The 23,853-nt window shown below is 55.9% G+C and carries 20 protein-coding genes and 1 pseudogene; 12 read left to right on the top strand and 9 right to left on the bottom strand.

All coding sequences use genetic code 11. The annotated features are described in order from the left end of the window. Positions 1-2: 2 nt before the first annotated feature. The 3 genes from rpsR to ACOTYB_RS01995 all read left to right on the top strand — a co-directional run bounded on the left by rpsR (position 3) and on the right by ACOTYB_RS01995 (position 1,803). Positions 3-230 (top strand): 30S ribosomal protein S18, encoded by a 228-nt coding sequence (rpsR, locus tag ACOTYB_RS02005; protein WP_000135199.1) that lies wholly within the window; start codon positions 3-5, stop codon positions 228-230. A gap of 41 nt (positions 231-271) precedes the next feature. After that, positions 272-721 (top strand): 50S ribosomal protein L9, encoded by a 450-nt coding sequence (gene rplI / locus ACOTYB_RS02000; RefSeq protein WP_003856039.1) that lies wholly within the window; start codon positions 272-274, stop codon positions 719-721. Between the two features lie 152 nt (positions 722-873). Then, a complete protein-coding gene (locus ACOTYB_RS01995) occupies positions 874-1,803 on the top strand; it encodes a DMT family transporter (protein ID WP_409248702.1) in 930 nt (309 codons plus the stop codon). 46 nt (positions 1,804-1,849) lie between these two features. Here ACOTYB_RS01995 and ACOTYB_RS01990 read toward each other — a convergent pair whose 3' ends face one another. Next, entirely contained in the window at positions 1,850-2,488 is a 639-nt protein-coding gene (locus ACOTYB_RS01990; protein ID WP_022650264.1) for an OapA family protein, read from the bottom strand. Between the two features lie 231 nt (positions 2,489-2,719). Here ACOTYB_RS01990 and fklB point away from each other — a divergent pair, with 231 nt between their 5' ends. Together fklB and cycA are read left to right on the top strand one after the other, a co-directional pair. Then, on the top strand, positions 2,720-3,340 hold the full coding sequence (gene fklB / locus ACOTYB_RS01985) for an FKBP-type peptidyl-prolyl cis-trans isomerase (protein WP_008502892.1): 621 nt from the start codon (positions 2,720-2,722) through the stop codon (positions 3,338-3,340). 314 nt (positions 3,341-3,654) lie between these two features. Continuing rightward, positions 3,655-5,064, top strand: coding sequence for a D-serine/D-alanine/glycine transporter (gene cycA / locus ACOTYB_RS01980; RefSeq protein WP_003856045.1), 1,410 nt, complete (start codon positions 3,655-3,657; stop codon positions 5,062-5,064). Between the two features lie 86 nt (positions 5,065-5,150). Here the strand turns inward: cycA and ytfE are convergent, their stop codons facing one another. Next, positions 5,151-5,813 carry an iron-sulfur cluster repair protein YtfE gene (gene ytfE, locus ACOTYB_RS01975; protein WP_003856046.1) on the bottom strand — a complete coding sequence of 221 codons (663 nt, stop codon included), beginning with the start codon at positions 5,811-5,813 and terminating at the stop codon, positions 5,151-5,153. Positions 5,814-6,058: 245 nt separating this feature from the next. Here ytfE and ACOTYB_RS01970 point away from each other — a divergent pair. Then, positions 6,059-7,708, top strand: a pseudogene (locus tag ACOTYB_RS01970) (methyl-accepting chemotaxis protein). Positions 7,709-7,788: 80 nt separating this feature from the next. On the opposite strand, the gene ACOTYB_RS01965 reads toward ACOTYB_RS01970, so the two are convergent. The 3 genes from ACOTYB_RS01965 to ACOTYB_RS01955 form a co-directional block, all read right to left on the bottom strand. Further along, positions 7,789-8,754, bottom strand: a complete 966-nt coding sequence (locus tag ACOTYB_RS01965) for a DMT family transporter (RefSeq protein WP_047054035.1) — start codon at positions 8,752-8,754, stop codon at positions 7,789-7,791. Positions 8,755-8,829: 75 nt separating this feature from the next. After that, a complete protein-coding gene (locus ACOTYB_RS01960; protein WP_023315272.1) occupies positions 8,830-9,654 on the bottom strand; it encodes an AraC family transcriptional regulator in 825 nt (274 codons plus the stop codon). Between the two features lie 81 nt (positions 9,655-9,735). After that, complete coding sequence (locus ACOTYB_RS01955) at positions 9,736-10,584, bottom strand: SDR family oxidoreductase (protein ID WP_045342479.1); 849 nt, start codon at positions 10,582-10,584, stop codon at positions 9,736-9,738. A gap of 84 nt (positions 10,585-10,668) precedes the next feature. Here ACOTYB_RS01955 and ACOTYB_RS01950 point away from each other — a divergent pair, with 84 nt between their 5' ends. Further along, complete coding sequence (locus ACOTYB_RS01950) at positions 10,669-11,055, top strand: winged helix-turn-helix transcriptional regulator (protein ID WP_045342480.1); 387 nt, start codon at positions 10,669-10,671, stop codon at positions 11,053-11,055. Positions 11,056-11,148: 93 nt separating this feature from the next. Here the strand turns inward: ACOTYB_RS01950 and ACOTYB_RS01945 are convergent, their stop codons facing one another. After that, complete coding sequence (locus ACOTYB_RS01945) at positions 11,149-13,092, bottom strand: bifunctional 2',3'-cyclic-nucleotide 2'-phosphodiesterase/3'-nucleotidase (protein WP_220153523.1); 1,944 nt, start codon at positions 13,090-13,092, stop codon at positions 11,149-11,151. A 190-nt stretch (positions 13,093-13,282) separates the two neighbouring features. Here ACOTYB_RS01945 and cysQ point away from each other — a divergent pair, with 190 nt between their 5' ends. After that, the gene (cysQ, locus tag ACOTYB_RS01940) at positions 13,283-14,023 is read left to right on the top strand and encodes a 3'(2'),5'-bisphosphate nucleotidase CysQ (RefSeq protein ID WP_003856050.1); all 741 of its coding nucleotides are present in this window, start codon (positions 13,283-13,285) and stop codon (positions 14,021-14,023) included. Here the strand turns inward: cysQ and ACOTYB_RS01935 are convergent. Next, positions 14,017-14,574 carry a YtfJ family protein gene (locus ACOTYB_RS01935; RefSeq protein WP_220153524.1) on the bottom strand — a complete coding sequence of 186 codons (558 nt, stop codon included), beginning with the start codon at positions 14,572-14,574 and terminating at the stop codon, positions 14,017-14,019. The two genes, cysQ and ACOTYB_RS01935, sit on opposite strands and share 7 nt — an antisense overlap. A 324-nt stretch (positions 14,575-14,898) precedes the next feature. On the opposite strand from ACOTYB_RS01935, the gene ACOTYB_RS01930 reads away from it, so the two are divergent. Together ACOTYB_RS01930 and ACOTYB_RS01925 are read left to right on the top strand one after the other, a co-directional pair. Then, on the top strand, positions 14,899-15,105 hold the full coding sequence (locus tag ACOTYB_RS01930) for a DUF1107 domain-containing protein (protein ID WP_003856054.1): 207 nt from the start codon (positions 14,899-14,901) through the stop codon (positions 15,103-15,105). Between the two features lie 335 nt (positions 15,106-15,440). Further along, positions 15,441-15,848 carry a hypothetical protein gene (locus ACOTYB_RS01925; protein WP_045342484.1) on the top strand — a complete coding sequence of 136 codons (408 nt, stop codon included), beginning with the start codon at positions 15,441-15,443 and terminating at the stop codon, positions 15,846-15,848. An 83-nt stretch (positions 15,849-15,931) separates the two neighbouring features. Here the strand turns inward: ACOTYB_RS01925 and ACOTYB_RS01920 are convergent, their stop codons facing one another. Then, positions 15,932-17,269 carry a hemolysin family protein gene (locus ACOTYB_RS01920; RefSeq protein ID WP_022650272.1) on the bottom strand — a complete coding sequence of 446 codons (1,338 nt, stop codon included), beginning with the start codon at positions 17,267-17,269 and terminating at the stop codon, positions 15,932-15,934. A gap of 211 nt (positions 17,270-17,480) precedes the next feature. After that, the gene (gene msrA / locus ACOTYB_RS01915; protein WP_003856057.1) at positions 17,481-18,122 is read right to left on the bottom strand and encodes a peptide-methionine (S)-S-oxide reductase MsrA; all 642 of its coding nucleotides are present in this window, start codon (positions 18,120-18,122) and stop codon (positions 17,481-17,483) included. A gap of 224 nt (positions 18,123-18,346) precedes the next feature. Between msrA and tamA the strand changes: the two genes are divergently transcribed. Together tamA and tamB are read left to right on the top strand one after the other, a co-directional pair. Next, entirely contained in the window at positions 18,347-20,080 is a 1,734-nt protein-coding gene (tamA, locus tag ACOTYB_RS01910) for an autotransporter assembly complex protein TamA (protein WP_022650273.1), read from the top strand. Then, the gene (tamB, locus tag ACOTYB_RS01905) at positions 20,077-23,853 is read left to right on the top strand and encodes an autotransporter assembly complex protein TamB (RefSeq protein WP_220153526.1); all 3,777 of its coding nucleotides are present in this window, start codon (positions 20,077-20,079) and stop codon (positions 23,851-23,853) included. The genes tamA and tamB overlap by 4 nt, the downstream gene beginning before the upstream one ends.

Below are 23,853 nucleotides of genomic sequence, written 5' to 3'. Positions count from 1 at the left end.
ATATGGCACGTTATTTCCGTCGTCGCAAGTTCTGCCGTTTCACCGCGGAAGGCGTTCAAGAGATCGACTATAAAGATATCGCAACGCTGAAAAACTACATCACCGAAAGCGGTAAGATTGTCCCAAGCCGTATCACCGGTACTCGTGCAAAATATCAGCGTCAGCTGGCTCGCGCTATCAAACGCGCTCGCTACCTGTCTCTGCTGCCGTACACTGATCGTCATCAGTAATCGGGCACGGTCCATTAATACGACTTTAAGAGGATAAGGTAATGCAAGTTATTCTGCTTGATAAAGTAGCAAACCTGGGCAGCCTGGGTGATCAGGTAAACGTTAAAGCGGGTTACGCTCGTAACTTCCTGGTTCCACAGGGTAAAGCTGTTCCAGCTACTAAGAAAAACGTAGAGTTTTTCGAAGCACGTCGTGCTGAACTGGAAGCCAAACTGGCTGACGTTCTGGCGGCTGCTAACGCTCGCGCTGAAGCAATCAACGCACTGGGCACCGTTACCATCGCGTCCAAAGCTGGCGACGAAGGTAAACTGTTCGGTTCCATCGGTACCCGCGATATCGCTGATGCAGTTACTGCGGCAGGCGTTAAAGTGGCTAAGAGCGAAGTTCGTCTGCCGAACGGCGTTCTGCGTACCACTGGTGAGCACGAAGTTGACTTCCAGGTTCACAGCGAAGTGTTCGCTAAACTGGTTGTTAACGTAGTAGCTGAGTAATTTTTTACTCTGCTCGCGTCGAAGCGCCGGCCTTGTGCCGGCGTTTTGCTTTTTAGCGTGACCCTGCGTCATCTTTTGCTCTTGTAAGGTCGCTATTCCTGACGCATTCTCTGATAATAAATTGAAACGCAATTTTATTTATGAGATTTGTCATGGATACTGCTCTGCCCACGCCCGTCTTTGTCCGTCGAAATGTGGCCTATGCCTGCGCCACGCTCTGCTGTCTGCTTTGGGGAAGCTCGTACCCGGCCATTAAAAGTGGCTACGAACTCTTTCAGATCGCGACCGATGATATCCCCTCCAAAGTCGTCTTTGCCGGATACCGTTTTCTGTTTGCCGGCGCGTTGCTGCTGCTTTTTGCCCTGGCCCAGCGAAAACCGATTGGCAGGCTCACGCCCACGCAGTTTGGCCAGCTCACGATCCTCGGACTGACCCAGACCTCCCTCCAGTACACCTTCTTTTATATCGGCCTGGCCTACACGACCGGGGTGAACGGCTCCATCATGAATGCCACCGGGACCTTCTTCAGCGTGCTGCTGGCGCACTTTATCTACCACAACGACAAACTCAGCTATAACAAAACTCTGGGGTGTGTTCTGGGCTTTGCCGGGGTGATGCTGGTGAACTTCCACAGCGGGTTAAGTGAGTTCCAGTTTGTGTGGAAAGGTGACGGATTTGTGGTGCTGGCCGCCTTTATTCTCTCTGCGGCCACGCTTTACGGGAAACGCATTTCCCAGACCGTTGACCCGACGGTGATGACGGGATGGCAGCTGGGGATAGGCGGGGCGGCACTGGTTGCGGGAGGCTATGCCACGGGCGGGACGCTGGAGGTGCACAGCATGAAAGCCGTCGCCGTGCTGGGGTATCTGACGCTGCTCTCATCCGTGGCGTTCGCCCTGTGGAGCGCGCTGCTGAAAGTAAACCGCGTGAGTATGATTGCCCCGTTCAACTTTGTCATACCTGTAGCAGGGACGGTGCTCTCCGCCATCTTCCTCGGCGAAAACATTATGGACATTAAATACGCGATTGCGCTGGTGCTGGTCTGCTCGGGGATCTGGTGGGTGAATAAACGGCGTGCCTGAGAACAAAAGTGCCGGGTGGCGGCATCGCCTTACCCGGCCTGGGCCATTAACGTGCTCTGATGAAACTGCCGTCCGGCTGGCGGGTAAACAGTACCTGCTGCCCGTTGCCGGTATCGATCGTTAACCCGGTCACCACCCCGCTGGCGTTCTGACGGATCTGCACCATCTGACCATTTTGCAGGTTGCTGAGCGGCTTGCCTGCCCCCTCGACTTGCGCCATGGCATACACATCCGTTGCGGGCAAATTGTGGTCGCGGAACAGCTGGGCAAGAGTTTTCCCAGGCTCTACGCGATACGAACGCCACTGCTGCTCAATGCCGGTGGGCTGTTGCGCCTGTGGCTCTGAAGGGGCGGCGGCCAGCTCCTGATCTTCCTGAACAGGTTCAGGTTCAACCGGCGCAACCTGGCCCGGATCGTTAGACGGTGTGACCAGCTGCGTCTGCATCGGCTGTGAACCAGGCTGCGGCTGGCTTTGCGACTGGATATCCAGCTCAGCATTCCGGCTGACCGGCGCGGTATCAACGTTGTCACTGCCGGAAGGAAGCAGGAAGCCGATGACGATCAGCAACGCGCCGATGATAATGCCTCTGCGATGCAAAGGCGGCAGCGGGTCCATGATGCGAAAGTTATCCGGCGCATGCCAGATTTTCGCCAGGGTAGGTTTCAGTTCAAATCGCCCGGGCATGGCTCTCCTCCTGCTCCGCGTCTTTTTATCCTGTCCTGAGAAGTGTAGTTTGCTAACTGCCTGATGGGCGTAACAAAGCCAGCTTTCGTGACATATATTAGGGAAAATCCTGACGGCTACTATTGTTTCCGTTTCGTCGCAGTTTGTCACCTTTACTTAAGACAAAGTTTTACCCATAAGGGCATGGCTGATATGCTGCCCGCTACTTTAAATGTGATGGAAGGAAAACCCATGACCACCCCGACTTTTGACACTATCGAAGCGCAGGCAAGCTACGGCATCGGCTTGCAGGTAGGACAGCAGCTGAGCGAATCCGGCCTGGAAGGTCTGTTACCGGAAGCGCTGGTGGCGGGTATCGCTGACGCGCTGGAAGGCAAGCAGCCCGCTGTGCCGGTTGACGTTGTGCACCGTGCGCTGCGTGAAATCCACGAACGTGCTGACGCCGTACGTCGCGCGCGTTTCGAAGAGATGGCGGCAGAAGGCGTGAAATATCTGGAAGAGAACCGTGAGCGTGAAGGCGTGAACAGCACCGAGTCCGGCTTGCAGTTCCGCGTAATCAATCAGGGTGATGGCGCAATCCCGGCGCGTACCGACCACGTTCGCGTACATTACACCGGTAAGCTGATCGACGGTACCGTGTTCGACAGCTCCGTCGCGCGTGGCGAACCGGCTGAGTTCCCGGTCAACGGCGTTATCGCAGGCTGGATCGAAGCCCTGACCCTGATGCCAGTAGGTTCCAAATGGGAACTGACTATCCCGCACAACCTGGCTTACGGCGAGCGTGGCGCTGGCGCGTCCATTCCGCCATTCAGCACCCTGGTGTTTGAAGTCGAGCTGCTGGAAATCCTGTAATCGGTTTTTCTTATTTTCCTCTCTCCGATCGGGGAGAGGAAAATAGCGATAAAACCCGGAGTTACGACGGAATCAACATTTTGTATTGCAAACGAAACTGTTACGTGTATTTTTGTGAGCTGTTTCGCGCTGTATGAGTGATATGACACTCACTTTCAACATATTATTAACATAATATTCAAATCATAGTATTCATCCCGCCGATTCTTACCTACTATCGATTAGTCCTTACACAGGGGCCGTCATTTATTTGGCGTAAATAAAGGCCAGAAGAGCCTTAACAACACAGACAGGCATAAACAGGAAAATATCACATGGTAGATCAGGTCAAAGTCGCCGCCGCAGAAGAGGCGACGTCTGAACAGTCGCTACGGCGAAATCTCACGAACCGTCACATTCAGCTTATTGCCATTGGCGGAGCCATCGGCACAGGGCTGTTTATGGGCTCGGGCAAAACCATCAGTCTTGCCGGCCCGTCGATCATCTTCGTTTATATGATCATCGGTTTTATGCTCTTTTTCGTGATGCGTGCAATGGGTGAATTGCTGCTCTCGAATCTTGAATACAAATCCTTCAGCGACTTCGCGTCAGACCTGCTCGGCCCGTGGGCGGGCTATTTTACCGGCTGGACCTACTGGTTCTGCTGGGTGGTCACCGGCATGGCTGACGTTGTGGCCATCACGGCGTACGCGCAATTCTGGTTCCCAGGGCTATCGGACTGGGTGGCTTCGCTGGCGGTGATTGTCCTGCTGCTGAGCCTGAACCTCGCCACCGTTAAAATGTTCGGTGAGATGGAGTTCTGGTTCGCGATGATCAAAATCGTCGCCATCATCGCGCTGATTGTCGTCGGGCTGGTGATGGTGCTGACGCACTTCCAGTCGCCAACCGGCGTACAGGCGTCGTTTGCCCATCTGTGGAATGACGGCGGCTGGTTCCCGAAAGGGATCAGCGGCTTCTTTGCCGGCTTCCAGATTGCGGTGTTCGCGTTTGTCGGGATTGAGCTGGTCGGTACCACGGCGGCGGAAACCAAAGATCCGGAGAAATCCCTGCCGCGCGCGATCAACTCCATTCCGCTGCGTATCATCATGTTCTACGTGTTCGCGCTGATCGTCATTATGTCCGTGACGCCATGGAGTTCGGTGGTGCCAACCAAGAGCCCGTTCGTCGAGCTGTTCGTGCTGGTGGGACTGCCTGCTGCCGCGAGCCTGATTAACTTCGTGGTGCTGACCTCTGCGGCCTCTTCCGCGAACAGCGGCGTCTTCTCCACCAGCCGTATGCTGTTCGGTCTGGCGCAGGAGGGCGTTGCTCCGAGCGCGTTTGCCAAACTGTCTAAACGCGCGGTACCGGCGAAAGGGCTGACCTTCTCCTGCATCTGTCTGCTGGGCGGTGTGGTGATGCTCTACGTCAACCCGAGCGTAATCGGCGCGTTCACCATGATCACTACGGTGTCGGCGATCCTGTTCATGTTCGTCTGGACCATTATCCTCTGCTCATACCTGGTGTACCGCAAACAGCGTCCACACCTGCATGAGAAGTCGATCTACAAGATGCCGCTGGGCAAGCTGATGTGCTGGGTGTGCATGGCGTTCTTCGTCTTCGTGCTGGTGCTGCTGACGCTGGAAGAAGATACCCGCCAGGCGCTGATCGTCACGCCGCTGTGGTTTATTGCGCTGGGGCTGGGCTGGCTGTTTATCGGTAAGAAACGTATGGCGAGCATGCGTTAAGCATGTTGCCGGGTGGCGCTGACGCTTACCCGGCCTACGTTCGCGGACGTTGTAGGCCCGGTAAGCGCTAGCGCCGCCGGGCTTTTTTATTCCCCCGCTAATGCACGCGGGAACAGAACGTTATTCTCAAGACTGATGTGTTCCATCAGATCGTCGATCATCTCGTTAATGCCGTTGTACATGGCTTTCCAGGTGGTGCACGCCTCTGGCGGCGGTGTGACGTTGTCGGTGGTGTGTTTAATCACTTCCAGCAGTTCGCCGGCGTCATCATGTTCGCTTTCCATCACGCTGATGGGCCCCATGGCCTGGCTGCCCATGCCCTGTTTGATCATCGGGAAGAGGATCTGCTCCTCTTTCATCATGTGGCTGGAAAGTTCTTCGTGCAGCATGGTCAGGTATTTCGCCAGGCCGCGCGGTACGGAAGGTTTATCGGCATGAACGCGTTCAACTTTGGTCGCCTGTAAAATCAGCTCCGGCAGCTGCTCGCGGTGACGATCGTGGTAACGCACAATGATATGGTCGATGATTTCAGCCAGCGGCGCAGTGCGCCAGTCTTTGTCGACGGGCTGTTCAGCCAGCTGAGCCAGCTCCGCTTCGATAGCCTCTACATCCAGCTCTTTACGCGACGCTGCGCGCGCCAGCGTTTGCTTACCACCGCAGCAGTAATCCATATCATATTTACGGAACAGCGCAGAAGCGCGAGGGATGGAGAGCGCCAGCTCGCCTAAGGGTTGGTCGCGGAAGGCCATAGCAGTTACCTCATCATCAGAAATATAAGATGCATATTAAATGCATCTTTAAGTGGATACTATAACCCTTTAGAGGCAAGGGTGAAAACGAGAAAGGGATCACAAAAAAAGCATGCTTTTAACTTGCTGATTGAATGCAGAAAAGGGCTTTCGAAAGTTTTTAAAGGTGGAGAAACAGTAAACAACCTGCCGCGCGTGCCGATAGATACAGGTCAGACAATACCTGTATATAAATAAGGCAACGCATGTTTAAACGTATAAAAGTCATTACTCTTTTGATTTCGGTGCTGCTTGTGCTCGGCATCATGCAGCTGATCTCCGCTGGCATTTTCATTAATGCACTCAATAACGATAAAGAGAACTTCACCGTTTCTCAGCTTTCCAGCCAGAACGTTGCGGAGTTTACCGACGCCTGGATCAGCCTGAACTAGGCGCGCGTCACCCTCAACCGCGGCATGCTGCGCCTGCAAAGCAGCATGGCGTCGCAGATTAACGGCGGGCAGTTGAACGAGCTGGTCAATACCGCGAAAAACCTGCTGGCCGATGCCCAGACCCATTACGATAAATACTATGCGCTGCCGGAAACGCCGGGTATGGACGAGCACCTGGCCGATCGCCTGGAAGAGCAGTACCGCGTCTACTCCGCCACGCTGACGCAAATGAACGTTCTGCTGGGGCAGGGCAATCTGGAAGATATGTTCAAACAAAATGCCGAACAGAAGCAGACCGCGATGCAAAAGGTTTATCGCGAGTGGCGTGAGGCGCAGGCCGCGCTGACCGCCAAAGGTATCCAGGACAATGAAAGCGACTACAAACGCATTCTGTGGATCCTTTCTGCGGTGATGCTGCTGGTGATCGCGGTGATTATTTCCAGCTGGATTGCGATGCGCCGCGTGCTGCTGCTGCCGCTGGAAGAGGTGATCAACCATATCCGCGCCATTGCCGCAGGGGATTTAACCCAGCCGATTCAGGCTGAGGGTAAAAATGAAATGGCGATCCTGGCGCGCAACGTTCAGGAGATGCAGACTGCGCTGGCCAACACGGTGGGCGTGGTGCGTGAAGGCGCAGATACCATCTACACCGGCGCGGGTGAAATCTCGGCGGGCAGCAACGATCTCTCCTCCCGTACCGAGCAGCAGGCCGCTTCTCTGGAAGAGACGGCAGCCAGCATGGAACAGTTAACCGCTACCGTGAAGCAAAACGCCGATAACGCGCGTCAGGCGTCACGCCTGGCGCTGGACGCCTCCTCCACCGCGAAGAAGGGCGGTAACGTGGTGGAAGGAGTGGTGCGGACGATGGACGAAATCGCCACCAGTTCCAGCAAAATCGCGCAAATTACTAACGTGATCGACGGCATTGCTTTCCAGACCAATATTCTGGCGCTGAACGCGGCGGTAGAAGCGGCGCGCGCGGGCGAGCAGGGACGTGGCTTCGCGGTTGTCGCGGGCGAGGTGCGTACCCTTGCCCAGCGCAGTGCGCAGGCGGCGAAAGAGATCAAAGCGCTGATCGATGATTCCGGCGAGCGTGTTAACGCGGGCTCTCAGCTGGTGAATGAGGCGGGCGCGACGATGGCGGAGATCGTCAATGCGGTTACGCGCGTGACGGACATCATGGGTGAGATTGCGTCGGCCTCCGACGAACAGAGCCGCGGTATCGACCAGGTGGGTCAGGCGGTGGCGGAGATGGATCGCGTCACCCAGCAGAACGCCTCGCTGGTGGAAGAGTCTGCGGCGGCGGCGGCGGCGCTGGAAGATCAGGCTGCACGCCTGAACGACGCGGTGGCAGTGTTTAAGATCACCCGCAATCAGGCGGTGAAAGCCGCGCCGGTAAAGACCTATGCACCTAAAGCGCAGCCCGTCGCGGCGGCGTCTGAAGCGAACTGGGAAACGTTCTGATACTGTGCCGGGTGGCGCTGACGCTTACCCGGCCTACGGTTTTGTAGGCCCTGCAAGCGAAGCGCCGCCGGGCGAAAAGCTCACCCCTCCGACGCCGGAACGACCATCGGTTTTTCCGGCTTCGCTCTCACCGCAATCACCACCCCAACGACCAGTAGCGCGATCCCGCAGGCCGTTAGCAACGGCGGCACGCTCTGGCGCATCAGGAAGGTATAGAGCAGCCCGGCCAGTGTCTCAAAGACAATCAGCGGCCCTAATATCACCGTCGGCAGCTTCTGGCTGGCAATGTTCCAGCACAGCGCGCCCACCCACGAACAGAGCACGGCAATGGCGACCATTAACCCGACGAATACCCACGGGCGCGGTCCGAGGGGCAGGGTAAATGCCGGTTGCTGGCTACCCAGCCAGACACACGCGCCCACATAGCCCAGCAACGAGACAGGGAGGGTGACCAGCGCCTGCGCCGTGGCCCACATCATCGGATGCTTATCCGGGTTTTCCCGCAGCCAGCGTGCGTTGCGCAGGGCATACCAGGCCCAACAGACAACCGAAATAAACGCCAGAAAGATCCCTGAACCGTAACGCCACAAGCTGAAGTTTTCGAGGCCGTGGCGAAGCTCGGCAATATTCACGCACACCAGCCCCACGGCAATGCAGACCAGCGCCGGCGCCATTTTTGACCACGCCAGTTTGCCGTCACGCTGGCTGTAAAGCAGGTTCGCGAAAACCGGGATGACCACCGGCAGCGTGCCGATAATCATGGTCGACACCGGCGCACCGGTGCGCTGAATGGCGCTCGCCAGACAGACGTAGTAGATCAGATTACCCATCATGGTCAGCGCCAGCGCGGTGAGCCAGTCCTGGCGGCCCAGCTGGCGCAGACGCGTGCGCCCCAGCCACGCCAGCGGCACGGCAATCAGCCCCAGCGCCAGGTAACGTCCGGTCGACTGCAATATTGCCGGGTACTCCGGCACAATCAGCGGGCCGACAAAAATCAGCCCCCACATCAAACCCGCAAGCAGGGCATACAACACGCCGCTAATCATTTTTCCATCCATCTTGATTCACTTTGCGCTCAGTGTAGGAGGGCAAAACGGGCGCGTATTGTATGAGGTTGCGCATTAGCGCGGCATAACCTGTTTCTGGTAGCGCACGGGCGTGATGCCGTAGCGACGGGTGAAGGCGCGGGTCAGGTGCGACTGATCGGTCAGCCCGGTCGCGGCGGCCACCTCGGCGGCAGGCATGCCATGGGTGAGGAATGCTTTGGCGCGCCACAGCCGGATGGCCATCAGCATCTGGTGGGGCGTAACGTGGAAATGGGCTTTGAACTGGCGCTGAAAATGGTACGGGCTGAGCGAGACAACGTTAGCCAGCTCGTCCAGGGTCAGCGAGCGCATATAGTTGTCGTGCAGGTAGTCGCGAACGCGTTCGAAGCGGTGCGTGGCCTCCTGCACCACCGGCGCATGGTGGGCCAGCGGCTGAAAAGTCTGAATCAAATCCAGTAGCAGCCCCTTCTGCGCCAGCGGATCGTCCGTGTGCCACAGGCCATAAATCAACTGGCCTATCTGTTGCGAGCGCAGCGGATCGTGACGCGTGACGTCGCTAAACCACCAGTGACGCAGGCCAGTGACCTCTTCCAGCAGGTCGGGTTCGATGTAGACCATCCGGTAGCGCCAGCCGCCTTCAGTGGCGGATTCCCCGGTGTGGATCTCGTCCGGGTTCATGGTCACGACGGATTTTTCCGCGGCAAGATGCTGGGTACCGCGATAGCGGAAGCGTTCGGCACCGGTTTCGATGGTGCCGATACCGAAGGCTTCATGAGTGTGCGGCTCGAAGGCGTAGTCAGAGATATGGGCGTGATAAAGCTCCAGGCCCGGCAGCTGCGCCAGATGGCGAAAGCGCGCGCTGTCTCTCTCATCAGTGAACTGTTCCGGTACGCCTTGCACGGTGAGCCTCCTTGTGGGTCATCGCTTCATTATCAGAGATGACCCGAGGGGATGCCACAAAAAATAACCAATTTTTAACAACTACAGGATGGCTTTGACGCTTTCCGCCAGCGGTGTGGTTGGGCGGCCGATCAGTTTGCTCAGGGTTCGGCTGTCGTCGAACAGGCCGCCTTTGGACGCGCCGGTGTCGGAGTCCGCCAGCATTTCCGCCAGCCCGGCAGGCAGACCAACGCCCTTCAGCGCAGCGGCGAAATCGGCTTCGCTGAGGTTCTGATACGTTACCGGCTTACCGCTCTGCTTGCTCAGTTCCGCAGCCAGTTCGCTCAGCGTCCAGGCATTATCACCCGCCAGTTCATACACCTTGCCGGCATGACCCTCTTCAGAAATCACTTTCGCTGCCGCCGCCGCGTAATCCGCACGGGTCGCAGAGGCAATTTTGCCTTCGCCTGCGGCCCCCATAAACACGCCGTGTTCCAGCGCTGGCGGCGCGCTTGCCAGGTAGTTTTCGGTGTACCAGCCGTTGCGCAGCAGGGCGTAAGGCACGCCGGAGGCCGCCAGGGCATTTTCGGTTTCGACGTGCTCAACGTGCAGACCCAGCGGGGATTTGTCAGCATGCAGCAGGCTGGTATAGGCGATGAATTTCACCCCGGCGGCTTTGGCGGCGTTTATCACGTTCTGGTGCTGTACGGCGCGCTGGCCCACTTCGCTGGAGGAGATGAGCAGTAGTTTATCCACGCCGTTCAGTGCGATGGTAAATGCGGCTTCATCGGTGTAATCCGCCTGACGCACAACGACCCCTTGCTGACGCAACGCTTCGGCTTTCGCCAGGTTACGCACAATAGCCACGATCTGGCTGGCCGGAACGGTTTTCAGCAGTTCTTCAATAACGTGTTGGCCAAGCTGGCCGGTTGCGCCGGTAATCGCGATCATGATGAATCTCCTTCGTGTTTGTCTGGTGTTGTGGCACACTATCACCATAACTAACTTTTAGTAAGTACGTACAAAAAGGTAAGTATGAAAACAACAATATCAACGCTCAGCGAGCAAATGCGCGATGGCAACCTCTTTGCGGAACAGTGCCCGTCACGGGAGGTGCTCAAACACGTAACCAGCCGCTGGGGCGTGCTGATCCTGGTGGCGTTACGTCAGGGGACGCATCGCTTCAGCGATCTGCGCCGCAAGATGGGCGGCGTCAGCGAGAAGATGCTGGCTCAGTCTTTACAGGCGCTGGAACATGACGGGTTTGTCGATCGCGTGTCGTATCCGGTCGTGCCGCCGCATGTGGAGTATAGCCTGACGCCGCTGGGGCGGGAGGTAAGCGAGAAGGTGGCCGCGCTGGCCGACTGGATTGAGGTCAATACGCCGCAGGTGATGGCGAATAGGGACGAGCGTGCGGCATGAAATGCCGGGTGGCGCTTGCGCTTACCCGGCCTACGGGATCGAGGATTGCGGGTAGGCCGGGTAAGGCGAAGCCGCCACCCGGCACAATCATCGCTACCTGCTCAAATCCACCTGATAAATCGCGAACCCAATATCATCCGTCGCGACCTTTTGCATCGGATACTGCGCCTTATCCTTGATAAACGCGGCTGCTTTATCGGACGGAGATGTCTCAAAGCGAATATCCAGCTTAGTGTCGCTGTGGATCGGCGCAAGTCGCCAGTTGTTATCCACCGCCGGATGAATTTCACCCGCCTTTTTCGACTCCGCGCTGATCCACGCCGCCAGCACCGAACGGTTCTCATCCGGTGAGGCAAAGGCGATATGGCTGTCACCCGTACCGGCAAACTTACCGCCATAGGCGCGGTAGTTGTTGGTCACCACCATGAAAGTGGCATTAGGATCAATCGCTTTGCCGTTGAAGGTCAGGTTTTTGATGCGTTCTGCCTGCGGATTAATGGCCTGACATTCGCCGTCATATTTCGCGGGCTGGGTAACGTCAATCTGATAATCCACGCCGTCGATCACGTCGAAGTTGTAGGTGCGGAAACCGTCCCAGTTAATCAGCGACTGCGGTTTGCTGCTGTGCGGATCGATCTGGTTGAACTGTCCGGCAGAGCACTCCAGCCACTCCTTCACCTCTTTCCCGGTGGCTTTCACCACCACGAGCGTGTTGGGATAGAGGTAGAGATCGGCGGCATTACGGAAGGTCAGCTGGCCTTTTTCCACCTCAACGTAGCTGGCCGGATCGTTCTTACGTCCGCCCACTTTGAATGGCGCCGCGGCAGACAGTACCGGCAGATTTGCCAGATCCGGATCGCCCTGAATATAGTGCTCCGCATAGGCTTTCTGCGCCATGTTGACTACCTGCACGGTCGGATCATCCTGTACCAGCGCGAGGAAGCTGTACATGTTATCAGCCGATTTACCGATCGGCTTGCTGACAAATTCACGCGTCGCGTCGTGTTCATGCTTCAGGACGTCGACCAGCTTTTTATCTTCCCCTGCCAGAGATTTTTTGGCCGCTGCGTCGTAGATCGGACGCGCTTCCGCTTTCGACTGCGTGACTTTCCAGCTTCCGCTGTCGTTATTCATCACCAGATCCACCACGCCAAGGTGGTCACCCCACATGCCCGGCATCACCGATGGCACACCGTTGAGCGTCCCTTTTTCGATGTTCGCGCCTTTGATATCAGCGAAATCTTTGCCCGGGAAGACGGCATGGGCGTGACCAAACAGGATCGCATCCACGCCCGGCACCTGGCTGAGATAGTACACGGAGTTCTCAGCCATCACCTGATACGGGTCGGCCGAGAGGCCGGAGTGGGCCACGACGACCACCACATCCGCCCCTTTCGCCCGCATCTCCGGCACGTATTTGCGCGCGGTTTCGGTAATGTCGTTGACGGTTACTTTCCCGTCGAGGTTGGCTTTATCCCACGTCATGATCTGCGGCGGTACAAAACCGATATAGCCGATTTTCAGCGTCTGTTTTTTACCGTCCTGGTCGACAACCTCGGTCTCTTTAATCAGATAAGGGGTGAAGAGCGGCTTCTTCGTCTTAACGTCGATGATATTGGCGTTAACGTACGGGAATTTTGCCCCTGCCAGCGCGTCGTGCAGGTATTTCAGGCCGTAGTTAAATTCGTGGTTGCCCAGGTTGCCAACCGCATAATCCAGGGTGTTCATCGCTTTATAGACAGGGTGGATCTCGCCTTTTTTCAGCCCCTTCGCCGCCATGTAGTCTCCGAGCGGGCTGCCCTGAATTAAGTCCCCGTTATCGACCAGCACGCTGTTTTTCACTTCACCGCGGGCGGCGTTGATCAAACTTGCCGTGCGTACCAGTCCGAATTTTTCCGTAGGGGTATCTTTGTAGTAATCGAAGTCCATCATATTGCTGTGCAGATCGGTGGTTTCCAGAATACGGAGATCCACCGTCGCTGCCTGAACGCTTGCCGCAATCAGCGTTGCCAGGAGCGTTGCGCTAAACTTAATCATCTGAGGAGTCCTTTTTTCGATCCAAGCCACAAAAGAATATGTATGTAGTATTTGTTGCTTACAGAAGTGTGAATGCTGCCAGAAAAAAGGGCGCTGAAACCAGAATTGCTTCACAGATAGCGGAATTGTTCACATTACGATATAACTAAAACAATAAGTTATGCCCACTGCGTTAACGAAGAGGTGGAGAATGTTAGATAAAATTTGTCAGCTCGCACGGGATGCGGGTGATGCCATTATGCAGGTGTACGACGGTGCGAAACCGATGGATGTTGTCAGCAAAGCGGATGACTCCCCGGTGACGGCGGCGGATATCGCGGCGCATGCGGTGATCCTGAAAGGTTTGCAGGCCCTGACGCCGGATATTCCGGTCCTTTCTGAAGAAGCGCCCCAGAGCTGGGATGAACGTCAGCATTGGCAGCGTTACTGGCTTGTCGACCCGCTGGACGGCACGAAAGAGTTTATCAAGCGTAACGGTGAATTCACCGTCAACATCGCTCTGATTGAAAACGGGAAAGCGGTACTGGGCGTGGTTTATGCCCCGGTGATGAAGGTGATGTACAGCGCGGCGGAAGGTAAAGCCTGGAAGGAAGAGTGCGGCGTGCGTAAGCAGATCCAGGTGCGTGATGCCCGTCCTCCGCTGGTGGTGATCAGCCGCTCGCACAGTGACAGCGAGCTGGAGGAGTATCTGCAACAGCTGGGTGAACACCAGACGACGTCGATTGGCTCGTCGCTGAAGTTCTGTCTGGTGGCGGAAGGGCAGGCGCAGCTGTACCCACGTTTCGGGCCGACGAACGTCTGGGATACGGCGGCAGGGCATGCGGTGGCGGCGGCCGCTGGCGCGCATGTGCATGACTGGCAGGGTAAGCCACTGGACTACACCCCGCGCGAGTCATTCCTGAATCCGGGCTTCCGGGTGTCACTTTACTGAGTCAGCAGCTTATGCAGCAGGGCAACCACCTGCTGCACCTCATCCTGCGTCAGCGCGTCGTCTTTAACCCACTCTACGCGACCGTTTTTGTCCAGCACGACAATCGCTGAACTCTCCTCTTCCAGCTGCCACGCCTTACGCGTCACGCCGTTGCTGTCGACAATAAACTGCGACCAGGGATAGAGCTTCTTATTGCTCTCAAGGCTTGAGCGCACAAACATGCCGGAGCCGGGAATGGCGTCGTCGGTGTTCACGATGGTAGTGGTCTGGTAGCGATCGTGCGGGAGTTTTGCGGCCTTGATCGCCTCCACGAGGGTAGCGTTTTTCTCTTTAGCGGATGTACGTCCGGCAATATGTTGTACAACTCTCACTTTGCCCGCAAGCTGCGCGCTATTCCAGGCTTTATAGCTAAACTTATCATTGTCGAGAATCAATTCTCCCCGGTCAGCAATCCCGACCGGCGGGACACGTTGTCCTTTTTCAATGTTGTGTGCGGAAGCCATCAGCGGCAGCAACAGGCAAGCTGCTGCCAGGAGGTTACGTAGGGTCATGGTGTTTCCTTATTGTTAGCAGGTGATCCGACCACTTGGTCATGCGCTTTTAATCATAAGTGCGATCAATAGGCTTTTCCCGCAATCCCGATGCCAGTTTGCGGGCGAACGCACATATCTATGCAAAAACGGCGGCATATACTGCGCTGTATCACGCTTTGCAAAGATTATTCTGAATAATTGTAATCAAACGGTAAATAAACTTATGCACACTGGGTAAGTACGAGGTTCTGGTCTATAGTCATTGGGCATCAAAATTTGCGCTCAGGACAGTCGGGCCGATTGTGGCACCGCAAGAGCGTATGATTCGCAGGAGATACAAGAATGAAAATTTTCCAACGCTACAACCCGCTTCAGGTGGCGAAGTACGTTAAGATCCTGTTCCGTGGACGGTTGTACATCAAGGATGTTGGCGCTTTTGAGTTCGATAAGGGCAAAATCCTTATCCCGAAAGTGAAGGACAAACAGCACTTGTCTGTGATGTCCGAAGTCAACCGTCAGGTTATGCGTCTGCAAACTGAGATGGCTTAACCAACGTGCTATGCAGTAGTTGTTAAAAAGACGGCTCCCAATGGGAGCCGTTGATGTTTGTAGGGCCAGTCCAGAGACATACCCTGAAGCAGATAGTTTTGACTTGGCGTTATTTGTATTAACGGGCATAACCATGAATTGATGAAGTTTTTCTTAAAATCTTTTTCAGTGCTAAAAATTGATATAAAACATTAAAAACTTGGATCACTATTGGACTTATTATCCATGGCATAAACAATACCCCTATACTTTTTATAAGCGAGTTGTAAAAAGGTCAGCTTTAACTGTTGGCTGAGAAGGGAAGCCGTTACGCATGGAAAATAAATGGAATAATTATGCATCGAGATCTGGTTTTTAAAAATAAGAATATAATTGTGTTATTTATGTTAGCTACCATAGGATATGGGATTTGGCGCATGCTTGGTGACTTTTTTTACCTTGAACAGACTATAGTTTATCGGCATGCCGTAGCTGATAAGTCTATGTTGTATATCACGGAAAGCAGCGCGGGTGCGACGACTTCTTTCGTATATAAATATTATCTTTACACGGCACAAAAGACCGATGAAGTTTTTTTAGAAGACATTAAAAATGGTTATGAACCTTTCCTTGTCACCACCGATCCTGGCGTGAAAGTTAGCATTGAAGACAGAACGATTTTTCTTAAAGTAAACGGGGATATTTTTAAATTTAATAATATCGTAGGCTCTGCCTTTATTTATCTCAATTCGTCCCCCTTCTAAGGACTTAAAAAATTATTTAAATTACATAAACGGCAGCTTCCGTTTTAAAACAAAAAGGGCAGCTCAACGCTGCCCTTCATAAATTACGCCGACACCTTCTCTTCCGCATCCGGCAGTTTCGGCACCAGCACGGTCGGTTTGCTATCAATACGCGTTACCAGCAGCTGATCGATGCGGTAGTTATCAATATCCACCACTTCAAACTTGAAGCCGGAGAACTTCACTGAGTCGGTACGTTTCGGGATTTTACGCAGCATAAACATCATAAAGCCGCCGATGGTCTCGTAGTTGCCGGACTGCGGGAACTCGTCGATGTCGAGCACGCGCATGACGTCTTCAATCGGCGTACCGCCATCGATGAGCCATGAATTTTCGTCACGCTGAACAATCTGCTCTTCCAGCCCCTGGCCGACCAGGTCGCCCATCAGGGTCGTCATAACGTCGTTGAGGGTGATAATGCCCACCACCAGCGCGTATTCGTTCATGATCACCGCGAAGTCTTCCCCGGCGGTTTTGAAACTTTCCAGCGCTTCGGAGAGCGTCAGGGTGTCCGGCACAATCAGGGTGTTGCGGATCTGCACGCCGCTGTTCAGCGCCAGGCTCTGGTTTGCCAGCACGCGGTTCAGCAGGTCTTTGGAGTCCACATAGCCGATGATATGGTCGATATCTTCGTTACAGACCAGGAACTTGGAATGTGGATGCTGCGCCACTTTGGTCTTCAGGCTCTGCTCGTCTTCATGCAGATCGAACCAGATGATGTTTTCACGGCCGGTCATGGAGGACGGCACGGTACGGGATTCCAGTTCGAAAACGTTCTCAATCAGCTCGTGCTCCTGCTTGCGCAGCACGCCTGCCAGCGCCCCGGCTTCCACCACGGCATAAATATCATCGGAGGTGATGTCGTCTTTACGCACCATCGGCAGCTTGAAGATGCGGAAAATGACGTTCGCCAGACCATTGAAGAACCACACCAGCGGACGGAAGACATACAGGCAGAAGCGCATCGGGTTGATGATACGCAAAGCCACAGCTTCTGGCGCAATCATACCGATGCGTTTCGGGGTCAGGTCCGCGAATAAAATGAACAAGCCGGTCACCAGGGAGAAGGAGAGGATGAAGCTCAACTGCTCGGCCAGCTCTACGGACATGTACTTAACAAAGAGGCCATAAAACGCCGGAGAAAACGCTGCATCACCCACGATACCGCCAAGAATGGCGACCGCGTTCAGGCCAATCTGCACCACGGTAAAGAACATGCCGGGGTTTTCCTGCATTTTCAGAATGCGTGATGCGTTGATGTTGCCCTCGTCGGCAAGCAGCTTCAGTTTGATTTTACGGGAGGCAGCCAGCGAGATCTCCGATATCGAGAAAAATGCACTGACGGCAATAAGACAAAGTATTACTAAAATACTGTTTAACATAGTTTATCCGGCTTCTCGCCAGATCCTCAGAAGGGGAGTTGATACCATTCGTGTGAAGACACATTGAAGTCAGCTCGTAGCGTTGAGCCGATTATTTCAGCGGTAGTATAGCGTAAAGACGTGTAAACCTGCCAGAGGTCACGTTTTCGGCAAAAAGTGGCCGGAGGGAAAGGCTGCGCGCCACGCGGTTTGCGTGGCGCTGATGCCGTAATCAGTCCTGTTGTGGAGGCAGACAGACGCCGATGCCGCCAATGCCGCAGTAGCCGTACGGATTTTTATGCAGGTACTGCTGGTGGTCGTCTTCGGCATAGTAGAACGGTTTCGCGGTAGCGATTTCCGTCGTGACCTGACGTTTATCACCGGCCGCCTGCATCGCTTCCTGGAAACGCGTCAGGCTGGCGTGGGCCGCGGCCTCCTGCTCTGGGGTGAGCGGGTAGATGGCCGAACGGTATTGGGTGCCGTGATCGTTACCCTGACGCATGCCCTGCGCCGGGTCATGGTTTTCCCAGAACACCTGGAGCAGTTGTTCATAGCTAATGACGCTCGGGTCATACACCACACGCACCGCTTCAGCATGACCGGTCTCACCGGAACAGACTTCGCGGTAGGTTGGGTTAGGCGTATATCCTCCGGTGTAGCCCGCAGCGGTGCTGTACACGCCCGGCAGTTGCCAGAACAGGCGTTCTACGCCCCAAAAGCAGCCCATGGCAAACAGGGCGATCTCCATTCCATCAGGAACGTTTGTCATTGAATGGTTGTTTACGGCGTGTAATGTCGCCACTGGCATAGGGGTGTTGCGTCCCGGTAACGCATCGGCTTGTGATACCAGATGCTTTTTATCAAATAAACTCACGGTGGGGCCTCCGGGGTAGCGTTGTTTCGGTTAAGGTTGTCACGAAGCGTTTAATTGAACACAATAAATGCGATGAATGAGTCTAGATTTAATCATAAGAAATATTTGGATGTTACACCCTTTTTCAACCCGTAATTTGGGTTTTTGGCTTTCAGGCCGTATTTTGCCGCGGAGCGGCACTGCATTTGCTTCCAGGGTGGAAACAGGGATATTCAGGAGAAAACGTGACAAAGATCCGCCAGTTATGTTTAGTCAGCTTACTGCTGACCAGCGGGATTGCCAGCGCGGCCAATGTCCGTTTGCAGGTTGAGGGGTTATCCGGGGCGCTGGAAAAAAACGTGCGTGCGCAGCTTTCTACTATCCAGAGCGATGAGGTCACGCCGGATCGGCGTTTTCGCGCGCGCGTGGATGATGCCATCCGCGAAGGCTTAAAGGCGTTGGGGTACTACGAACCCACCATCGATTTCGATTTACGCCCGCCGCCGGCAAAAGGACGTCAGGTGTTGATTGCCCGCGTCTCGCCGGGCGAACCCGTCCTGATTGGCGGCACGAACGTGGTGCTGCGCGGCGGCGCGCGCACGGATCGTGACTACCTGGATCTGCTCAGCACCCGTCCGAAAGTGGGCACTGTGCTCAATCACGGGGATTACGATCGTTTTAAAAAATCATTAACCAGCGTTTCGCTGCGCAAAGGCTACTTCGACAGCCAGTTCAACAAAAGCCAGCTAGGCGTTGCGCTTGAGCGACGTCAGGCATTCTGGGATATCGATTACGACAGCGGCGAGCGCTACCGGTTTGGCGATGTGACCTTCGAAGGATCGCAAATCCGTGATGAGTATCTGCAAAACCTGGTGCCGTTTAAAAAGGGCGACTACTACCAGTCCAGCGACCTGGGCGAGCTGAACCGTCGTTTGTCCGCGACGGGCTGGTTTAACTCCGTGGTGGTGGCACCGGAATTTGATAAATCCCGTAAAACGAAAGTGTTACCGCTGCATGGCGTGGTCTCTCCGCGCACCGAAAACACCATTGAGACCGGTGTCGGCTACTCCACGGACGTCGGCCCGCGCGTGAAAGCCTCGTGGAAAAAACCGTGGATGAACTCCTACGGCCACAGCCTGACCACCAGCGTGAGCCTGTCTGCGCCTGAACAGCAGCTGGACTTCAGCTATAAAATGCCGCTGCTGAAAAATCCGCTTGAGCAATACTACCTCGTGCAGGGCGGCTTTAAACGTACCGATTTGAACGATACCGAGCAGGACTCGACGACGCTTGCGGTATCACGCTTCTGGGATCTCTCCAGCGGCTGGCAGCGCGCCATTAACCTGCGCTGGAGCCTCGACCACTTTACCCAGGCAAACGTTACCAACACCACCATGCTGCTTTATCCGGGCGTGATGATCAGCCGTACCCGCTCGCGCGGTGGCCTGATGCCGACCTGGGGCGACTCTCAGCGCTACTCCATCGATTACTCCAACACTGCCTGGGGCTCCGACGTAGACTTCTCCGTCTTTCAGGCGCAAAACGTCTGGATCCGCACGCTGTACGACAAACACCGCTTTGTGATGCGCGGTAATCTCGGCTGGATCGAAACCGGTGATTTCGAACGCGTCCCGCCGGATCTGCGCTTCTTCGCCGGGGGCGACCGCAGCATTCGCGGGTATAAGTACAAATCGATCTCACCTGAAAACGACAAAGGACAGTTGACCGGAGCGTCAAAACTGGCGACCGGCTCGCTGGAGTACCAGTACAACGTCAGCGGCAAGTGGTGGGGGGCGATGTTCGTTGACGGCGGTGAAGCGGTGAACGATATCCGCCGCAGCGATTTCAAAACCGGCGCGGGCGTAGGCGTGCGCTGGCAGTCACCGGTCGGGCCCATCAAGCTCGATTTCGCCGTTCCGGTGGGCGACAAAGACGAACACGGTTTACAGTTTTACATCGGTCTGGGGCCTGAATTATGAGTTTATGGAAGAAGATAAGCCTCGGGGTGCTGATTTTTATCGTATTACTGCTCGGTACGGTGGCGTTTCTGGTGGGCACCACCACGGGCCTGCATCTGCTGTTTAACGCCGCGAACCGCTGGGTGCCGGGGCTGGAAATCGGCCAGGTGACGGGCGGCTGGCGCGATCTGCGCCTGAAAAATATCCGTTACGAACAGCCCGGCGTGGCGGTGAACGCGGGCGAGTTTCATCTGGCGGTCAAGCTCGGCTGCCTGCGTGACAGCCAGCTGTGCGTAAACGATCTGTCGCTAAAAGACGTTAACGTGGCGATAGATTCCAAAAAAATGCCGAAGTCTGAGCCTGTCGAAGAAGAGGACAGCGGCCCGCTGAATCTCTCCACGCCGTACCCGATTGCGCTCTACCGGGTTGCGCTGGATAACGTCAATATCAAAATCGACGATACGACGGTATCCGTGATGGATTTCACCTCCGGTCTGCGCTGGCAGGAGAAAAACCTCACCCTGACCCCAACCTCCCTGCAAGGGCTGCTGATTGCGCTGCCGAAGGTGGCCGACGTGGCGCAGGAAGAGATCGTCGAGCCGAAGATCCAGAACCCGCAGCCGGAAGAAAAACCGCTGGGTGAAACGCTGAAAGATCTCTTCTCGAAACCGGTTCTGCCGGAGATGACCGACGTGCATCTGCCGCTGAACCTCAATATCGAAGAGTTTAAGGGCGAGCAGTTGCGTCTGACCGGCGATACCGATCTGACGGTCTACAACATGCTGCTTAAAGTCAGCAGTATCGACGGCAACATGAAGCTCGACGCGCTGGATATCGACTCCAGTCAGGGCTCGGTGAACGCCTCAGGCAATGCGCTGCTGCGCGACAACTGGCCGGTGGATATTACGCTGAACAGCGCCCTGAACATCGATCCGCTGAAGGGCGAAAAGGTGAAGGTGAAGGTCGGCGGCGCGCTGCGTGAGAAGCTGGAGTTCGGCGTGAACCTTTCCGGACCGGTGGATATGGTGCTGCGCGGGCAAACCCAGCTGGCAGAGGCCGGTTTACCGCTCAACCTTGAGGTTGTCAGCAAGCAGCTTTACTGGCCGTTCACCGGCGAAAAACAGTTCCAGGCTGACGATCTGAAGCTGAAGCTGAGTGGCAAAATGACCGACTACACGCTGTCGTTCCGCACGGCAGTGAAGGGGCAGGGGGTACCGCCCGCCGATATCACCCTGGATGCGAAGGGTAACGAGTTGCAGGTTAACCTCGACAAGCTGACCGTGGCGGCGCTGGAAGGAAAAACAGAGCTGACCGCGCTGCTCGACTGGCAGCAGGCGATCAGCTGGCGCGGCGAGCTGAAGCTGACCGGGATCAACACCGCTAAAGAGGTCCCGGACTGGCCGTCAAAACTGGATGGCCTGATCAAAACCCGCGGTAGCCTGTACGGTGGCACCTGGCAGATGGACGTGCCGGAACTCAAGCTCACCGGCAACGTGAAGCAGAACAAAGTCAACGTAGAGGGCTCGCTTAAGGGCAACAGCTATCTCCAGTGGGTGATCCCGGGCCTGCACGTGGCGCTGGGCCGCAACACGGCAGATATCAAAGGCGAGCTGGGGGTGAAAGATCTCGATCTGGATGCCACCATCGACGCGCCAAATCTCGATAACGCCCTGCCGGGTCTTGGCGGCACGGCGAAGGGGTTAGTGAAGGTTCGCGGTACGGTGGAGGCGCCGCAGCTGCTGGCGGACATCACCGCTAATAACCTGCGCTGGCAGGAACTTTCCATTGCCCGCGTGCGCATCGAAGGGGACGTGAAATCCACCGATCAGATCGGCGGAAACCTGGACCTGCGCGTGGAGCGTATCTCGCAGCCGGACGTGAACATCAGTCTGGTCACGCTGGCGGCAAAAGGTAACGAAAAGCAGCACGATCTCCAGCTGCGCGTGCAGGGCGAGCCGGTCTCCGGGCAGCTGCACCTGACGGGCAGTTTTGACCGCCAGGCAACGCGCTGGAAGGGCGTACTGGATAACACCCGCTTCAGCACGCCGGTCGGCCCGCTGGTGCTGTCCCGATCCATCGCGCTGGACTACCGCAATGCGGAGCAAAAGTTAAGCATTGGGCCACACTGCTGGACCAACCCGAATGCTGAGCTGTGCGTGCCGCAGACCATTGATGCGGGCGCGGAAGGACGCGCGCAGATCAACCTCAACCGTTTCGACCTGGCGATGCTGAAACCGTTTATGCCGGAAACCACCCAGGCCAGCGGGGTCTTCAGCGGCAAAGCGGACGTCGCGTGGGACACCACCAAAGAGGGGCTGCCGCAGGGCAGCGTTACGCTCTCCGGGCGTAACGTGAAGGTGACGCAGGAGGTCAATGACGCGCCGCTGCCGGTAGCGTTCGACACCCTGAATGTGAACGCTGACCTGCGTAACAATCGTGCTGAACTGGGATGGCTGATCCGCCTGACCAACAACGGTCAGTTTGACGGACAGGTGCAAATTACCGATCCGCAAGGGCGGCGCAATCTCGGCGGCAACGTCAATATTCGCAACTTCAACCTGGCGATGGTGAATCCGATCTTCTCGCGGGGAGAAAAGGCGGCGGGGATGCTCAGCGCCAACCTGCGTCTGGCGGGGGATGCGCAAAGCCCGCAGCTGTTTGGCCAGATGCGGTTAAACGGCGTGGACATTGACGGTAACTTTATGCCGTTCGATATGCAGCCAAGCCAGCTGACGATGAACTTTAACGGCCAAAGCTCAACCCTCAGTGGCTCAGTACTGACGCAGCAGGGACAAATCAACCTGAGCGGTGACGCAGACTGGAGCCAGCTCGACAACTGGCGCGCCCGTATTGCGGCCAAGGGCAGCAGGGTGCGTATCACGGTACCGCCGATGGTGCGCCTGGACGTGTCGCCAGACGTGGTCTTTGAGGCAACGCCGAGTCTCTTCACCCTGGACGGCCGTGTTGACGTACCGTGGGCGCGCATCGTGGTTCACGAAGTGCCGGAAAGCGCGGTTGGTGTCTCCAGTGATGAAGTTATGCTCAATGAAAATCTGAAACCTGTTGAACAGAAGAGCGCGGGCATACCGATCAATAGTAATCTTATCGTGCACGTGGGGAATAACGTGCGTTTGGACGCGTTTGGGCTGAAGGCGAGACTCACGGGTGACCTGAAAGTGGCGCAGGATCAACAGGGGCTTGGCCTCAATGGACAAATCAATATTCCTGAAGGGCGCTTCCATGCCTACGGTCAGGATTTGATTGTGCGTAAAGGCGAGCTGCTGTTCTCCGGTCCACCGGATCAGCCGGTACTCAATATCGAAGCGATACGTAACCCGGAAGCCACCGAAGATGATGTGATTGCGGGCGTGCGCGTGACGGGCTCCGCCGTTGAACCTAAGGCCGAGATCTTCTCTGACCCGGCCATGTCGCAACAGGAAGCGCTCTCTTACCTGCTGCGCGGCCAGGGTCTGGATAGCCAACAGGGCGATGGTGCGGCAATGACATCAATGTTAGTCGGTCTGGGGGTTGCACAAAGTGGTCAGGTTGTGGGTAAAATCGGCGAGACGTTTGGCGTAAGCAATCTGGCGCTGGACACTCAGGGCGTGGGTGACTCTTCGCAGGTAGTGGTCAGCGGCTATGTACTGCCGGGTCTACAGGTAAAATATGGCGTGGGGATCTTTGACTCACTGGCTACACTCACGTTACGTTATCGCCTGATGCCTAAGCTATATCTGGAAGCAGTGTCCGGCGTAGACCAGGCACTTGATCTGCTCTATCAGTTTGAGTTTTAG

Origin of the sequence: Enterobacter cloacae complex sp. IR5450, from assembly GCF_049238665.1 — a bacterium.
Classification (GTDB): domain Bacteria; phylum Pseudomonadota; class Gammaproteobacteria; order Enterobacterales; family Enterobacteriaceae; genus Enterobacter; species Enterobacter hormaechei_C.
This window is presented reverse-complemented; position numbering and strand designations above follow the sequence as displayed.

What these genes read in the sequence shown, in the direction of transcription:
- ACOTYB_RS01965 (WP_047054035.1), bottom strand. Translation starts at nt 8,754, where the DNA reads ATGATTAGCGGCGTGTTGTATGCCCTGCTTGCGGGTTTGATGTGGGGG.
- fklB (WP_008502892.1), top strand. Translation starts at nt 2,720, where the DNA reads ATGACCACCCCGACTTTTGACACTATCGAAGCGCAGGCAAGCTACGGC.
- ACOTYB_RS01920 (WP_022650272.1), bottom strand. Translation starts at nt 17,269, where the DNA reads ATGTTAAACAGTATTTTAGTAATACTTTGTCTTATTGCCGTCAGTGCA.
- ACOTYB_RS01955 (WP_045342479.1), bottom strand. Translation starts at nt 10,584, where the DNA reads ATGATCGCGATTACCGGCGCAACCGGCCAGCTTGGCCAACACGTTATT.
- ACOTYB_RS01935 (WP_220153524.1), bottom strand. Translation starts at nt 14,574, where the DNA reads ATGACCCTACGTAACCTCCTGGCAGCAGCTTGCCTGTTGCTGCCGCTG.
- ACOTYB_RS01990 (WP_022650264.1), bottom strand. Translation starts at nt 2,488, where the DNA reads ATGCCCGGGCGATTTGAACTGAAACCTACCCTGGCGAAAATCTGGCAT.
- ACOTYB_RS01925 (WP_045342484.1), top strand. Translation starts at nt 15,441, where the DNA reads ATGCATCGAGATCTGGTTTTTAAAAATAAGAATATAATTGTGTTATTT.
- cycA (WP_003856045.1), top strand. Translation starts at nt 3,655, where the DNA reads ATGGTAGATCAGGTCAAAGTCGCCGCCGCAGAAGAGGCGACGTCTGAA.
- ACOTYB_RS01930 (WP_003856054.1), top strand. Translation starts at nt 14,899, where the DNA reads ATGAAAATTTTCCAACGCTACAACCCGCTTCAGGTGGCGAAGTACGTT.
- ACOTYB_RS01950 (WP_045342480.1), top strand. Translation starts at nt 10,669, where the DNA reads ATGAAAACAACAATATCAACGCTCAGCGAGCAAATGCGCGATGGCAAC.
- tamB (WP_220153526.1), top strand. Translation starts at nt 20,077, where the DNA reads ATGAGTTTATGGAAGAAGATAAGCCTCGGGGTGCTGATTTTTATCGTA.
- rplI (WP_003856039.1), top strand. Translation starts at nt 272, where the DNA reads ATGCAAGTTATTCTGCTTGATAAAGTAGCAAACCTGGGCAGCCTGGGT.
- rpsR (WP_000135199.1), top strand. Translation starts at nt 3, where the DNA reads ATGGCACGTTATTTCCGTCGTCGCAAGTTCTGCCGTTTCACCGCGGAA.
- ACOTYB_RS01945 (WP_220153523.1), bottom strand. Translation starts at nt 13,092, where the DNA reads ATGATTAAGTTTAGCGCAACGCTCCTGGCAACGCTGATTGCGGCAAGC.
- cysQ (WP_003856050.1), top strand. Translation starts at nt 13,283, where the DNA reads ATGTTAGATAAAATTTGTCAGCTCGCACGGGATGCGGGTGATGCCATT.
- ytfE (WP_003856046.1), bottom strand. Translation starts at nt 5,813, where the DNA reads ATGGCCTTCCGCGACCAACCCTTAGGCGAGCTGGCGCTCTCCATCCCT.
- ACOTYB_RS01995 (WP_409248702.1), top strand. Translation starts at nt 874, where the DNA reads ATGGATACTGCTCTGCCCACGCCCGTCTTTGTCCGTCGAAATGTGGCC.